10 protein-coding genes are annotated in these 13,452 nt (G+C 73.1%); 5 read left to right on the top strand and 5 right to left on the bottom strand.

The features are described 5' to 3' along the window. The first annotated feature begins 47 nt into the window (after positions 1-47). The 3 genes from ACFYPS_RS12390 to ACFYPS_RS12380 all read left to right on the top strand — a co-directional run bounded on the left by ACFYPS_RS12390 (position 48) and on the right by ACFYPS_RS12380 (position 3,844). A complete protein-coding gene (locus tag ACFYPS_RS12390) occupies positions 48-2,528 on the top strand; it encodes a S8 family serine peptidase (RefSeq protein WP_354963550.1) in 2,481 nt (826 codons plus the stop codon). A 49-nt stretch (positions 2,529-2,577) separates the two neighbouring features. Continuing rightward, a complete protein-coding gene (locus tag ACFYPS_RS12385) occupies positions 2,578-3,513 on the top strand; it encodes a GNAT family N-acetyltransferase (RefSeq protein WP_354963549.1) in 936 nt (311 codons plus the stop codon). Positions 3,514-3,598: 85 nt separating this feature from the next. Next, entirely contained in the window at positions 3,599-3,844 is a 246-nt protein-coding gene (locus ACFYPS_RS12380) for a hypothetical protein (RefSeq protein ID WP_354963548.1), read from the top strand. A gap of 56 nt (positions 3,845-3,900) precedes the next feature. On the opposite strand, the gene groL is transcribed toward ACFYPS_RS12380, so the two are convergent. The 3 genes from groL to ACFYPS_RS12365 form a co-directional block, all read right to left on the bottom strand. Then, on the bottom strand, positions 3,901-5,523 hold the full coding sequence (gene groL, locus ACFYPS_RS12375; RefSeq protein WP_354963547.1) for a chaperonin GroEL: 1,623 nt from the start codon (positions 5,521-5,523) through the stop codon (positions 3,901-3,903). A gap of 273 nt (positions 5,524-5,796) precedes the next feature. Then, positions 5,797-6,789 carry a hypothetical protein gene (locus ACFYPS_RS12370; RefSeq protein ID WP_354963546.1) on the bottom strand — a complete coding sequence of 331 codons (993 nt, stop codon included), beginning with the start codon at positions 6,787-6,789 and terminating at the stop codon, positions 5,797-5,799. 251 nt (positions 6,790-7,040) lie between these two features. Beyond that, a complete protein-coding gene (locus ACFYPS_RS12365; RefSeq protein WP_089018748.1) occupies positions 7,041-7,244 on the bottom strand; it encodes a cold-shock protein in 204 nt (67 codons plus the stop codon). A gap of 402 nt (positions 7,245-7,646) precedes the next feature. Between ACFYPS_RS12365 and ACFYPS_RS12360 the strand changes: the two genes are divergently transcribed. Then, entirely contained in the window at positions 7,647-8,177 is a 531-nt protein-coding gene (locus ACFYPS_RS12360; RefSeq protein ID WP_354963545.1) for a GNAT family N-acetyltransferase, read from the top strand. Between the two features lie 188 nt (positions 8,178-8,365). Here ACFYPS_RS12360 and paaN read toward each other — a convergent pair whose 3' ends face one another. After that, a complete protein-coding gene (paaN, locus tag ACFYPS_RS12355) occupies positions 8,366-10,039 on the bottom strand; it encodes a phenylacetic acid degradation protein PaaN (protein WP_354963544.1) in 1,674 nt (557 codons plus the stop codon). A gap of 134 nt (positions 10,040-10,173) precedes the next feature. Here paaN and ACFYPS_RS12350 point away from each other — a divergent pair, with 134 nt between their 5' ends. After that, positions 10,174-12,369: a hypothetical protein gene (locus ACFYPS_RS12350; protein WP_387324393.1), complete on the top strand. Its 2,196-nt coding sequence runs from the start codon at positions 10,174-10,176 to the stop codon at positions 12,367-12,369. A 9-nt stretch (positions 12,370-12,378) separates the two neighbouring features. Here ACFYPS_RS12350 and ACFYPS_RS12345 read toward each other — a convergent pair whose 3' ends face one another. After that, entirely contained in the window at positions 12,379-13,398 is a 1,020-nt protein-coding gene (locus ACFYPS_RS12345; protein ID WP_354963542.1) for a GNAT family N-acetyltransferase, read from the bottom strand. Positions 13,399-13,452 lie beyond the last annotated feature (54 nt).

Raw genomic sequence — 13,452 nt, 5'->3', positions numbered from 1 at the left:
CGCGCCAGCGTGTCGGCATGCGCCGCCCGCCCCGTACTGTGCGAGTCATGCAGGTCGGCTCTTCGTCACCCGCTGGTCAACCACCGCCCCACCAGCCGTCGCCACCACGCCGGCCCAACCCGTGGCCGGTGGTAGCGGCCGTGCTGGCCGGCGGCTGGACGGTGGCGGTGACCGTGGCCACCCAGGCGGGTGGCTGGCTCACCGACCAGGTGCTGCTGGGCTTCGGGCGGGACCGGGTGGGCTGGCTCTGGCCGGTGCTGGGCCTGGCCACCGTCGTGCTGGTGGGCACGCCGGCGCTGCTGCTGGCCCTGCTGCCCCGGTCGGCCGCGGTCCGGGCCACCGGGCGGGCGTGGCTGGCTGCGGCGCTCGCGCTCGGGGTGCTCACGCTGCCGCGGGTCGTACCGCCGGTGCACCACGAGGCGTACCTGGCCGCCCTCGCCGGCACGGCGGCGCTCACCGCGCTCGTCCTGCGCTGGTCGGCACGTCGGTCGGCCTCCGCCGGGCCGGCCCGGTCGGGGACCCGCGCGACGACCCGCCCGGTGCCCCTGCTCGCGGTCGCCGCCGGGCTCGCGCTGCTGCTGCCCTGGGCCTGGCTGGGCGCGCTCGGCGGGCTGCTGGAGACCGCGCTCGCCGTGCTGGCTGCCGCCACGCTCGGGGTGCTCGCCGCGACGCTGCTGGACGCTCCCTTCTGGTCCCGGTTCGCGGTCGGCCAGCCGCCCCGGCCGGCGCGGTTGGTGCTGGTCGGCGGCCTGGTGGCCGGGGTGGCGCTGCTGCTGCTCGCCGCCGGCGCCGGCCAGTCCGGTGCACAGCTACCCGCGCTGCTGACCCTGCCGCCGGTGGGTTTCGCGCTGGCCGCCCTGTGGGCCGCGGCCTGGCGTTCGGCCGCCGACGGCGCGACGCACGCGCCCGACCAAGCGATGGACGCCGTACGCGCCGGTCGGGCCGCGACCGGCTGGCTGGTGGGTCTGGCCACGCTCGGCCCGCTGGCCTTCACCGACCCGGAAGAGATCACCCTGCTGCTGGTCGGCACCCGCGATGTGCCGTTCTGGGTGGCGGCCACCGCCGGCGCCGGCCTGGCCGTCGCGGCCCTGGTCGCCATCGGGTACGCGGTGCTGCTGGCCCGGCGCGCGGCCCGCACCCCGAGTCGCCGGGTCGCCGCGCTCACCGCGGCGGTGCTGCTGGTCGCGGTGGGCGTGGTCGACCTCGGGCCCGGTCAGCCCGGCCTGCACGGCGAGCGGTTGCTCGTGGTGCTGCGCGAGCAGGCCGACCTGACCGGCCTGCCAGCGGGCGCTCCGGGCCGGGCCGGACGGGACGCCCGCGCGGCGGAGGTCTACCGGCGGCTCGTGACGACCGCCGACCGTAGCCAGACCGACCTGCGCCGGGAGCTGAGCCGGCTGCGGCTCGATCCGGTGCCGTACTACCTGGTGAACGCGGTCGAGGTGGACGGCGGTCCGGCGGTGCGGGCCTGGCTCGCACGCCGTCCGGAGGTGGCCCGGGTGCTGGTCAGCCAGCGACTGCGGCCCCTGCCGGCCCCGGCCGGGCAGAACCGGGGCACCGCGGCCGCGCCCACCGGCCCGGAGTGGAACATCCGCCAACTCGGCGCCGACCGGGTCTGGTCGCAGCTCGGCGTGACCGGCGCGGGCATGGTGGTGGGCAGCTCGGACTCGGGCGTGGACGGCGCCCACCCGGCGCTGCGGGCGGGGTTCCGCGGCGGGGACGACTCCTGGTACGACCCGTGGGACGGCACCCGCACCCCGACCGACCAGGGCGGGCACGGCACGCACACGGTGGGCAGCGCGGTCGGGCGGGACGGCATCGGGGTGGCGCCGGACGCGCAGTGGGTGGGCTGCGTCAACCTGGACCGCAACCTGGGCAGCCCCGGGCACTACCTGGACTGCCTCCAGTTCATGCTGGCGCCCTTCCCCGCCGGCGGCGACCCGTTCACCGACGGCCGGCCGGAGCGCGCCCCGCAGGTGCTGACCAACTCGTGGGGCTGCCCGCCCATCGAGGGCTGCGACCGGAACGTGCTGCGGCCGGCCACCGCCGCGCTGGACGCCGCGGGGATCTTCGTGGTCGCCGCCGCCGGCAACACCGGGCCGTGGTGCGCGTCGATCGACGACCCGCCTGCGCCGTATCCGGACGTGCTGACCGTGGGCGCGGTGGACGCACAGCGGCGGGTGGCCGAGTTCTCCTCGCGTGGGCCGGTGCCGGGCGGTCCGGGCAAGCCGGACGTGCTGGCGCCCGGCGTGGGCGTGGTGTCGGCCATGCCGGGTGGCGGGTACGCCAAACTGGACGGCACCTCGATGGCGACCCCGCAGGTGGCCGGGGTGGTCGCGCTGATGTGGTCGGCCAACCCGGAGCTGGTCGGCGACCTGGCCCGAACCCGGCAGATCCTGCGGGACACCGCGACGCCGGCCGTGCCGACCTACCGCTCCCGCAACCCGGCCGACGCCTGCGGCGGACCGGCGAACGTCACGGGGGCCGGGCAGGTCGACGCGTACGCCGCCGTCCAAGCCGCCCAGCGTTGAGGACGGGCGGGAGCACGAACCAACACCCGGTGATCTAGGGTCGGCGACCATGGACGCCGAGATCACCGTCACCGAGCTGACCCCTGACCTGGCCCGCGCCGCGGTGCGGCTCTGCGAGCAGGCGCTCGATCTGCCCGAGGACGCCGTCGAGGCGGCCGCCATCGTGGACGCGCTCTGGCCGCGGGCCGCCGCCGACCGGCTGGTGGTGGGGCTGGGCGCGTACCGGGGTGCGGACCTGGTCGGAGTACTGCTCTGTTCGGTGTCGTCGGCCGACCCGGCTCTCGGGCACGTGGACCTGGTCGCGGTGCTCCCGGACCAGCGTCGTCGGGGCGTCGGCCGGGCGCTGCTCGGGCGGGCCGAACGGGTGCTCGCCGAGCACGGGGTGACCGAGGTGCTGCTGGCCGGGAACCCGCCGTACTACGCCTGGCCGGGCATCGACGTGCGTTACACGCCGGCGGTCTGCACCGCCCTGGCGCTCGGCTACCAGCAGGACCGGACCGCCTGGAACATGACCGCCGACCTGTCGTACGACGGGTCGCCGGCGTTGCGGTCCACCGAGGCGGCCGAGCGGCGGCTGGCCGGGCAGGGGATCACGGTACGCCGGGCAGAGCCGGAGGACCTTCCGGCGCTGGCGGCGTTCGCCCGGTCCACCTTCGGCGGCGCGTGGGACGGCGAGTTGGCCGGGTCGGTGGGTCGCGACGGCGCCGGATGCCACGTGGCGGAGCGGGCGGGCGAGCTGCTCGGCTTCGCCGCCTACGGCTCGTCTCGGCCGAGCTGGTTCGGGCCGATGGGTACCGCGCCGGCCGCCGAGGGTTCGGGCATCGGCGGGGTGCTGCTGCGTCGCTGCCTGCGCGATCAGCGGGAAGCGGGGCTGGACCAGGCGCAGATCGGCTGGGTGGGGCCGGTGCCGTTCTACTCCGGCAGCGCCGGCGCCCGGATCGAGCGGGTCTTCTTCCTGTACCGGCGGACGCTGAACGCCAAATAAGGGCGAATGGGATATAGACTCAGATAGTGCCATTCGCCCGCGTCGGGCATCGACGCCCCCTACCGTTTCGGTAGAGGAGGCAGCCATGACCACGGATGACGACCAGACCGAGGACGGCCCGCAGGTCACCTGGAAACCGGTCGGCGAACTCCCCGGCCAACTGCCGCTCGACCGGCTCGACTACGGCGACGCCGAGCAGTTGGCCGAGATGACCACCAACGGCGAGCCGGTGGCCGAGGAGTCGCAGGAGATGGTGGACGCGCCGATCCAACTGCCCCCGCCGTACGACCGGGCGCAGAAGCGGCGCAACCAGCGCCCGCTACCCACCTGACGACGAACGGGGCGGACCGCGTCAGCGGCCCGCCCCGTTCGGTGTCGGATCTGGACTCAGAAGTCCATGTCCCCGCCACCCGGGCCAGCCGGGGCAGCCGGGGTCTTCTCCGGCTTGTCCGCGACGACGGCCTCGGTGGTGAGGAAGAGCGCCGCGATGGAAGCGGCGTTCTGCAGCGCCGACCGGGTCACCTTGGCCGGGTCGATGATGCCCGCGGCCAGCAGGTCCACGTACTCGCCGTTGGCGGCGTTGAGGCCGTGACCCGCTTCGATGTTACGGACCTTCTCCACCACAACGCCGCCCTCGAGGCCGGCGTTGACGGCGATCTGCCGCAGCGGGGCGTCCAGCGCGACCTTGACGATGTTGGCACCGGTCGCCTCGTCGCCGACCAGGTCCAGCTTGTCGAAGGCGGTCTTGCCGGCCTGCACCAGCGCGACGCCACCACCCGGGACGATGCCCTCCTCGACGGCGGCCTTCGCGTTGCGAACGGCGTCCTCGATGCGGTGCTTGCGCTCCTTGAGCTCGACCTCGGTGGCCGCGCCGACCTTGATCACCGCAACGCCACCGGCCAGCTTGGCCAGCCGCTCCTGCAGCTTCTCACGGTCGTAGTCGGAGTCGCTCTTGTCGATCTCGGCCCGGATCTGGTTGACCCGACCCTGGATCTGGTCGGCGTCGCCGGCACCGTCGACGATGGTGGTCTCGTCCTTGGTCACCACGACCTTGCGGGCGCGGCCCAGCATGTCGAGGCCGACGGCGTCCAGCTTGAGGCCGACCTCCTCGCTGATGACCTGGCCACCGGTGAGGATGGCGATGTCGGCGAGCATGGCCTTGCGGCGGTCACCGAAGCCCGGAGCCTTGACGGCGACGGACTTGAAGGTGCCCCGGACCTTGTTGACGACCAGGGTGGCCAGGGCCTCGCCCTCGATGTCCTCGGAGATGATCAGCAGCGGCTTGCCCGACTGCATGACCTTCTCGAGGATCGGGAGCAGGTCCTTGACCGACGAGATCTTGCTGTTGACGATCAGGAGGTAGGGGTCGTCGAAGACGGCCTCCATGCGCTCCGGGTCGGTCATGAAGTAGGCCGAGATGTAGCCCTTGTCGAAGCGCATACCCTCGGTGAGCTCCAGCTCCAGCCCGAAGGTGTTGCTCTCCTCGACGGTGATGACGCCTTCCTTGCCGACCTTGTCCATCGCCTCGGCGATGATCTCGCCGACGGTGCTGTCGCCAGCGGAGATGGAGGCGGTGGAAGCGATCTGCTCCTTGGTCTCGACGTCCTTGGCGAGCTTGGACAGCTCCTCCGAGACGCTCGCGACCGCAGCCTCGATGCCCCGCTTCAGGGCCATCGGGTTGGCGCCGGCGGCCACGTTGCGCAGGCCCTCGCGAACCAGGGCCTGGGCCAGGACGGTCGCCGTCGTCGTGCCGTCACCGGCAACGTCGTCGGTCTTCTTGGCGACCTCCTTGACCAGCTCAGCGCCGATCTTCTCGTACGGGTCCTCGAGCTCGATCTCCTTGGCGATGCTCACACCATCGTTGGTGATGGTGGGGGCACCCCACTTCTTCTCGAGCACGACGTTGCGGCCCTTGGGGCCGAGGGTCACCTTTACGGCGTCGGCGAGCTGGTTCATGCCCCGCTCGAGGCCGCGGCGCGCCTCTTCGTCGAACGCGATCATCTTGGCCATACGGCGTTGTCCTCCTGGACACTCACGGGCCACCCGAGATGTGTGCCCCGGGTGGGCCGCCTGGTGTACGCACCTTGGGACGTCGCCACCTGGCGACGACGACGTCCTTCGGCCGGGCCGGATAGCCCGCGACGACCGGCCATGTGTCACCCCGGCGTCTCCGCGCCGGCGCGACCCTGGCCCCACCGTCCCGACCATTGGCACTCACGGTATGCGAGTGCCAATGACTTGTTTAGCACTCTCCCCTGCCGAGTGCAAGCACGAACGCCTCGGTCAACGGAGTTCCGCGGCTAGTCCGGCGCCGTTCACCGGCCCCTCATGGGCCCGCTGCTCGGCGTACGTCACCAGCAGCCCCACCAGTTGCGCGAGATGGACGGGGAGGGCCAGCACCGCGCCGACGGCGATCACCAGCACCACGCCGATCGCGGAACCCGGGGTGGCGAGTGGGTCGGCCCCGAACGGGGCGCTGCCGACCCCCTCCAGCACGCCGGCGACCACAGTGCCGACGATCAGCGCCGCCGCCACCAGCGCCACCCGACCCAGCAGCAGCCCCAGCCGGTCGTGGAACATCCGGAACGACCGGCCGATCGGGTTCTCCCGCTCGAAGAGATAGACCGGCCCGGCCATGCTGAGCGCGAAGGCGAGATAGATGCCGGGGAGGACGCAGAAGCAGACGCCCAGGCCGACGATCACGCCGATCAGCAGCGTCCAGCCCCAGAGCCCGAGCGCGCGGCGCAGGCCGTAGCGCAGCGCCTCCCCCAGGCTGACCGGCTCACCGACCGCCTGACGGGTGATCACCCAGGTGCCGGCCGCCCAGCCCACGGCCTGCACCAACCCGATCAGCAGGCTGCCGCCGATGAGCACCAGGAACATGGTCGCCAGGTCGGTGAAGAAGGTGTCCGGCAGGGAGGTCGACTCCTCGACGGCGGTCGTCTCCCACTTCGCGGTCGGGTCCAGCCCGAGCGAGAGCACCGACAGCACCGCCGCCGGCAGCACCTGCGTGAGCAGCAGGATGGGCAGCAGCAGTCGCCAGCCACGCCGGACCGCGCCGACGCACCGGTCGAACCAGGCGCCCAGCCCGGCCCCCGGTGGGGTGACCAGCCGGTCCGCCGGATCGAGGCCCGGCGGATACCACCCGGAGGCCGGGGGTCCCGGGTACCAGGGCTGCCCGCCGTACGGCCCGGCGCCGACCGGGTAGCCGCCGGTGGGCGGGAACACCCAACCCTGCGGAGGCGCGCCCGGTGGCGGCCCCCAGGCGGGCGGCACGCTCGGATCCCAGCCGGGAGGGGCACCCGGCGGCGGGCCCCAGGGGGATGGCGCGGTCGGGTCACCAGCGGGAGGACTTGACGCGGCCGGGTGCGGGCCGGACGGGTCGGGCTGACCCGGGGGTGGGGAGGCCGGGGGCGGCTGGTCGGACATGAACCCTCCTCAGCAACGGCTGGAATGGTTCACGATCTTCCAGGGTCCGGCCGCGTGACGCAGCCCCGGCCCTCCGGGACGAGCCGGCGTCGGCCCACTCAGGCGATGACGCGCACCCGCTCCGCCTGCGGGCCCTTCTGGCCCTGCGCGATGTCGAACTCCACCCGCTGGCCGTCGTCCAGCGCCTTGTAGCCGTCCATCTCAATCGCGGAGAAGTGGACGAACACGTCCTGACCGCCGTCGACGGCGATGAAGCCGTAGCCCTTTTCGGAGTTGAACCATTTAACGGTGCCCTGTGCCACGGTGCACTTCCTCACTCTGCGCGGCGTTGCCTGCCCCGGCGCGCGGCAGGGCCGGGCGCCTCCGGGCCACCGTTCCGGCGATCGATGACGGCCGCTGAAACGGTGACCGAAATCGCACGCTACACGAGGAGTGACGGCCGCGCACGACCACAAATCGGGCATATTCCGATCGCCCCGGCCCCGTTCCCTCGGCCCCGGTTTCCGATCACCCAGATTCACGCCGGTGATTGCCGCAGGCGACGTGAACGGGCGACGCCGGGCGCGTGGACCGCGCAGCGGGATGTCGGAACAACGGTCCGGGGCGTCCAGCGCGCGGCGCCCGGTGACCGGGCCGTTCGAAGGTGGCCGACGGCGGCGGGCGCGGCCGGAGTCGCCGCCCGACGCTGTGATAGGCATGCGGGCATGACCACCTATCCGCGCGGGGCCGCCCCACGGCAGGCGAAGATTCGCCGGGTCCTGCCGGCGGACGCCGCACGGATGCGGGCGCTGCGCCTGGAGATGCTCGCCGACGCGCCGCTGGCCTTCCTGGAGACCCTGGCCGACGCGGCGGCCCGACCGCACGCCGACTACGCCGCCCGGGTCGCGTACACCTCGATCGGGTCCGACACCGCGCAGTTCGTCGCCGACCCGGGCGGCCGGCTGGTCGGGCACGCCGGAGGCACGGCCACCCCGACCGAAACCGGCCTCACCGTCATCTACGCGGTCTACGTGACCCCCGCCTGGCGGGGCGGTGGACTGCTCGCCGAACTGGTCGACGCGGTGGCGGCCTGGTCACGGTCGTGCGGGCGGCCCGAGCTGATGCTGGAGGTGGTGGTCGGCAACGACCGGGCCTACCGGGCGTACCAACGACTCGGCTTCGTCGACACCGGCGTGCGCGTCCCGCACCCCACCATCCCCGCACTCACCGAACTCCAGATGCGCAAACCCGCCTAAACCAAAACCAAAAGACCATCAAAAAGGCAAGACCCGACTAAGACCCACCCCACCCACGGCCGGGCGGCCTCCCGACCAGCGTGCCCCGAAAGGGTTTCCGGGGCAGCCCGCCCCGCGCAGGGATCAAGCCTGACCGCCCGGAGCGGGGCGGGCTGCCCCGGAAACCCCAACCGCAACCAAAGCAAAGATCAAACGTGCCGACGCGACTGCACGATCCGGAACCGATTCGCCACGTACGCCCCGTCGGTCAGCGCCGAGTTGGCCGCCGCGTTGGCGCCGCTGCCGTGGAAGTCGGAGAAGGCCGCCGACTGGTTCACGAAGACCCCGCCGGTCAGGTTGCAGGACAGGTGCACCCCGACCTCGACCGCCACCGCCTCGGTCGCGTCCAGCACCGCTTCGTCGCTGGAGTAGACACCCGCGGTCAACGCGCCCTTCTCGCCGACCGTCCGGCGCAGCAGCTCCAGGCTGTGCGCGGTGGACTCGGTGGCGATGGCGAACGAGATCGGCCCGAACCACTCGCGGCCGTAGGTCTCCGCGTCGTCCGCGGCCAGCTTCACGATGGTCGGGGTACGCACCACCGCGTCGGCGTACGCCGGGTGCGCCACGGCCCGGGACTCCAGCACCGGCTCGCCGACCTTGGTCACCTCGGCCAGCCGCTCCAGCACCCCGTCGTTGACGATGGCGCCGGTCAGCTCCACACCCCGGGCTGGGTCGGCGGTCAGCTTGCCGACCGCCGCGGCGATCCCGCCGGCCACCTCGTCGAAGCTCTTGTGCCCCTGGTCGGTCTCGATGCCACCGGCGGGGATGAAGATGTTCTGTGAGGTGGTGCACATCTGGCCGCTGTACAGGGTCAGCGTGAAGCCGAGGTTGCGGCACATCCCGGCGAAGTCGTCGGTGGAGTCGATCACCACCGTGTTCAGCCCGGCCTTCTCGGTGTAGACCGCCGCCTGCCGGGCGTGCGTCTCCAGCCAGTCGCCGTACTCGGTGGAGCCGGTGAAGTCGACGATCTTCACGGACCGGTGCAGGGCCAGGTCGCTGGCGAGCTTCTCGCCGGGCGCCTCGGCGGCCAGCATGATCAGATTCGGGTCGAAGCCCGCCTCGGCGAGCACCTCCCGGGCGTACTTCACGGTGATGGCCAGCGGCAGCACCGCGCGCGGGTGCGGCTTGACGATCACCGGGTTGCCGGTGACCAACGAGGCGAACAGCCCCGGGTACGAGTTCCAGGTCGGGAAGGTGTTGCAGCCGATCACCAGCGCCACCCCACGCGGCACCACGTGGAACGTCTTGGTCATCCGCAGCGGGTCGCCCTTGCCGGCGGCCTTCTCCCAGCCGGCCGTCCCCGGGTGCCGGGTCATCTCGGCGTACGCGTACGCCAGTGCCTCCAGCGCCCGGTCCAGCGCGTGCGCGCCACCGGCCTGGAAGGCCATCACGAACGCCTGCCCGCTGGTGAACTGCACCGCGTTGGCCAGTTCGAAGATGTGCTTGTGCAGCCGGTCGAGGATCTCCAGGCAGACGCCCACCCGAGCCTGCGGGCCGGCGTCGCGCCAGGCCGGCAGCGCGGCGGTGGCGGCGGCGACCAGCTCGTCGGTGCCGGCGTGCGGGTAGCGCACCGCCAGCTCCACCCCGAACGGGCTCGCCTCGGTGGCGACCCGGTCGCCAGCGCCCGGCTGGTCGAGCGGGAAGTCGCCACCCAGGTACGCCTCGAAGGCGGCCTTACCGTCGGCGGCGGCGGTCTCGCCGTACACGCGAGGGCTGGGGGACTCGGGATAGGCGGACCAGTAGCCCCGCTCCGTGATCGCGGTCAGCGCACGGTTGAGGGTGTCGGCGTGCCTGTCGTACAGGGGATGCGGGGTCTCCGTCATGCCCGCCATCATGCCGCAGCCGTGTCCGGGAGCAGAAGCGCCAATGCCCGACAGCGCAGCAGGCCGCGCGGAGGTCGGGATTGGTCCGGACGGCAGCGGGTATCCGCCGTGCTCGGGCCAGGAAAGGGCGATGGGTGGGGATCACCGAGATCCGGGTACACGGGGTGGCCGACAAGGGTCCGGAGACGATCCTCGACCGACCCATCGTGGTACGGGTCGCCGGGGACGACGACGCGGGCTTCTACCGACCCCGGCCCGGCTTCGGCGATCCGGCGGACCCGGGCGGGGCGACGCTGGAGGCGTACCGCTGGAGTCGGTTGACCGGCGGCGGCACCGCGAGACGGACCTTCTCCCTGGTCCTGCTGCTCCCGTTCATGCTCAGCAACATCGCGGCCTGGACGCTGCCGGTCCCCGGCCAGAGCGGCACCGCCGCGCGAGCGGTGTGTCGTCTGCTGGCCGCGACGATGACCGCGATGTACGTGCTCTCCACCGTCGGGGTGTCCCTCGACCTGATCGCCTGGCAGTGCGCGGCCTACCCGAGGTGCCTGGAGGGGCGCCGGGAGATCTCCTGGCTGGGTGGCGTGCCGCCGGGCCAGCGCCTCGCATTGCTGGCCGCGCTGCCGATCATCGCGATCGCCGTGGTCTGGCGGCTCGGTGCCCGGACCTGGCAGCTCCCCGAGGACAGCGTCCGGGTGCCCGGGGTGGGCGCGGACCGGCTGGACACGCCCGCCTTCTGGGACACTCGCTCGCTGCTGCGTCGGCTGCGCTCATTGCACACCGCGGTGGCGCTGGGCACGCTCGACGTCACGCTGCTGCTGGCGCTCGCTCCGCACGACGGCGCCCTGCCCGGTTGGCTGCTGCTGGCCGCGGACGTGCTGCTGCTCGGCGGCGCGGCGGTGCTGCTCTGCCTGCCGGGCATCGAGCAGCGCCGCGAGCAGGACCAGGTCGTCGCGTCGACGATCCGGTGGGTGGCGGTCGCGCTCACCGCACTGACCCTGGGGTACGCGTTGTCGCCCCGGCCGCCGTGGTCGGCCGAGGGGACGCTGCCCGGGTACGGCGTGCTGGTCGCCGGGCTCTTCGCCGGGCAGATGGTGCTGCTCGCCGTGTTGAGCGTGGTCGTCCTGGTGCAGCGCCGTCACCTGTCGCGGCCGCGCTACCTGCTCACCGGGGCGGGGGCGCCCGTGCTCATATCCGTCGCGATCGGGCTGGGAGTCGCTTACTCCTCGGGCATGACCTACGGACTCGCCGAGTACCTGGACCGTGGTTCCAGCCCGACGCCGGCCCGGCCGCTGCCGCCCGACGCACCACCGCTGGAACCGCCGGTCGCCTACCGGTGGGTCACCCTGGGCTTCTCCCTGGCAGTGCTGGTGGTGATCGTGGTGGCTCTGCTCGCCCCCCGGATCGGCCGGGACCGCCGCCGCCGGGCGGCCGAGGAGCTGGTCCGGGCGGACTACCCGGAAGCGTCCCAGGTGCCACCGGAACGGCCCAGGGCCGTCCGGGACGCGATCGCGCACGCCTCGCTGGTGGATCGACTCGGGCCGCTGTTGGCCTCCGCGTACGGCGTGCTGGCGGTGCTCACCCTGACCGCGGCCGGGCTGTCGGCGATCGGCCTCGGACCGGGTGCGCTCGCTCTTTCGCTCGGTGGCGAGCCGTTGGCCCGTCCGGTGGTCTTCGTGACCGACCTCGGCGCCCTGCTGATCGGCCTGTTCGCCCTGATCCTCGCCGGGATGGGACTGTTCGCCTACCGGTCCGACGCGATCCGGCTGGTCGGGGTGCTCTGGGACCTGGCCACCTTCTGGCCGCGCGCCACGCACCCGCTCGCCCCGCCCTGCTACGTCGAGCGGGCGGTCCCCGAGCTGACCCGCCGAATCGGGCAGCTCACCGCCGCAGGGGAGGGCGTGGTGCTGTCCGGCCAGAGCCACGGCAGCGTGCTGATCGCGGTGACGGTGCTCCAACTCCCGGACGACTGCCAGCGGCGGATCGCGCTGCTCACCTACGCCTCCCCACTGAGGAAGCGGTACCGCAGGATCTTCCCGGCGTACGTCAACGACGAGGTGTTGCGGGAGCTGGGCGACCGGTTGTCGTGGCGGTGGATCAACCTCTGGCGGTACACCGACCCGGTGGGCGGGCCGGTGTTCGGTCCGACGAAGGTCACGCCCGACGATCCGGCGGCCCGGGTCGACCGCCGGGTACGGGATCCCAAGGGTCTGCTCATCCCGCCGACCGACACCGTGCCGCCCCCGTTGCACGGGCACCGGTTCATCCCGGACGAGGACTTCCAGGCTGCGGTCCGCGAGCTGGCCGGGCAGTTGGACCGGCCGGACGGGTGACCGCCAAGATCAGAGGGTGAGCTGCCAGTTGTTCCAGGAGTCCACCGGGCGGAAGCCGAGCCGCTCGTTGATCGCCACCATGTAGCTGTTGCTGGCCGCGTTGAAGGTGTCGATCACGCGCACCGCCGGCTCGTGGGTGAGCAGGTGGTGCAGGTTCTCGATCTTCGCGAGCAGGCCGAGGCGGTGCCCGCGGTGGTCCGGGTCGACGATGGTGATCTGCTGGAACGCGTGCCAGTCGGCGGACGCGCCCACGTCCAGCAGGGTCCAGGCGACCAGCCGGCCGGACGCCTCGTGCCGTACCCCGAGGTGATAGCGCCGCCGGCCCCGGGCCTCCAGTGCCCGATCGGTGCCCCGGACCCGCTCGGCGTCCACCCGCTCCGGCTCCCACTGCACGTCTCCCATGGGCGCGTCCATGAGCAGCCGGCCGTCCAGGTAGGCGACGTCCGCGACGTACTCCTGCGGGGTCGCGCCCTGCCAGCAGACCGACTGGTAGCCCTCGGCCAGGGTGTGTGCCTCGGCCAGCGCCGCCCTCAGCACGGCCCGGTCGATGGTGTCAACCTCGAGCCGGCGGCGCACCTCGGCCAGCGCCGGCTCCGCGCCGGCCGCGGCGGCGAACGCGCCGCCGGCCGCCGACCGCGCCGGGCCGCCGGGCAGCGCGGAGACCGCCATGCCGAGCACCCGCTTGCGACCGCGCTCGCGCAGCAGACGTACGCCGTGCGCCAGCAACTCCCGGCCGACGCCCCGCCGCCGCAGCGCCGGGTCCACCACCACCTCCGCCGTGGCGTTGTCGGTGTTGTCCAGTTGCGGAAGCTCGAGCTGGAGGTATCCGGCCGGCACGCCGTCCAGCCGGGCCAGCGCCCAGAGGGTCTCGGTGCCGGGCATCGGGGTGTGGAAGAACGCGTCGAAGCGCCGCCGGCAGAAGGGCGGGAAGTCCGGCAGGTCGGCGTCGTTGGCCGCCGCGCCGATCCGGAACGCCTCGTCGACCGCGGCCCGGTCGGCGCCGTCGAATGACGCGATGGTGATGTTCATGCCGCCGAGCGTGCACCTCGGAAACGCGATCGGGCCAGCGAATTAATCGCTGGC

Source organism: Micromonospora sp. NPDC005087, assembly GCF_042872965.1.
Taxonomy (GTDB): Bacteria; Actinomycetota; Actinomycetes; order Mycobacteriales; family Micromonosporaceae; genus Micromonospora.
The sequence above is the reverse complement of the archived record's forward strand: the minus strand, read 5'-3'. Positions and strand labels throughout refer to the sequence as shown.

Excerpts from the sequence above, each read along its gene's own strand:
- ACFYPS_RS12345 (WP_354963542.1), bottom strand. The coding sequence starts at position 13,398 with ATGAACATCACCATCGCGTCATTCGACGGCGCCGACCGGGCCGCGGTC.
- ACFYPS_RS12360 (WP_354963545.1), top strand. The coding sequence starts at position 7,647 with ATGACCACCTATCCGCGCGGGGCCGCCCCACGGCAGGCGAAGATTCGC.
- groL (WP_354963547.1), bottom strand. The coding sequence starts at position 5,523 with ATGGCCAAGATGATCGCGTTCGACGAAGAGGCGCGCCGCGGCCTCGAG.
- paaN (WP_354963544.1), bottom strand. The coding sequence starts at position 10,039 with ATGACGGAGACCCCGCATCCCCTGTACGACAGGCACGCCGACACCCTC.
- ACFYPS_RS12380 (WP_354963548.1), top strand. The coding sequence starts at position 3,599 with ATGACCACGGATGACGACCAGACCGAGGACGGCCCGCAGGTCACCTGG.
- ACFYPS_RS12385 (WP_354963549.1), top strand. The coding sequence starts at position 2,578 with ATGGACGCCGAGATCACCGTCACCGAGCTGACCCCTGACCTGGCCCGC.
- ACFYPS_RS12390 (WP_354963550.1), top strand. The coding sequence starts at position 48 with ATGCAGGTCGGCTCTTCGTCACCCGCTGGTCAACCACCGCCCCACCAG.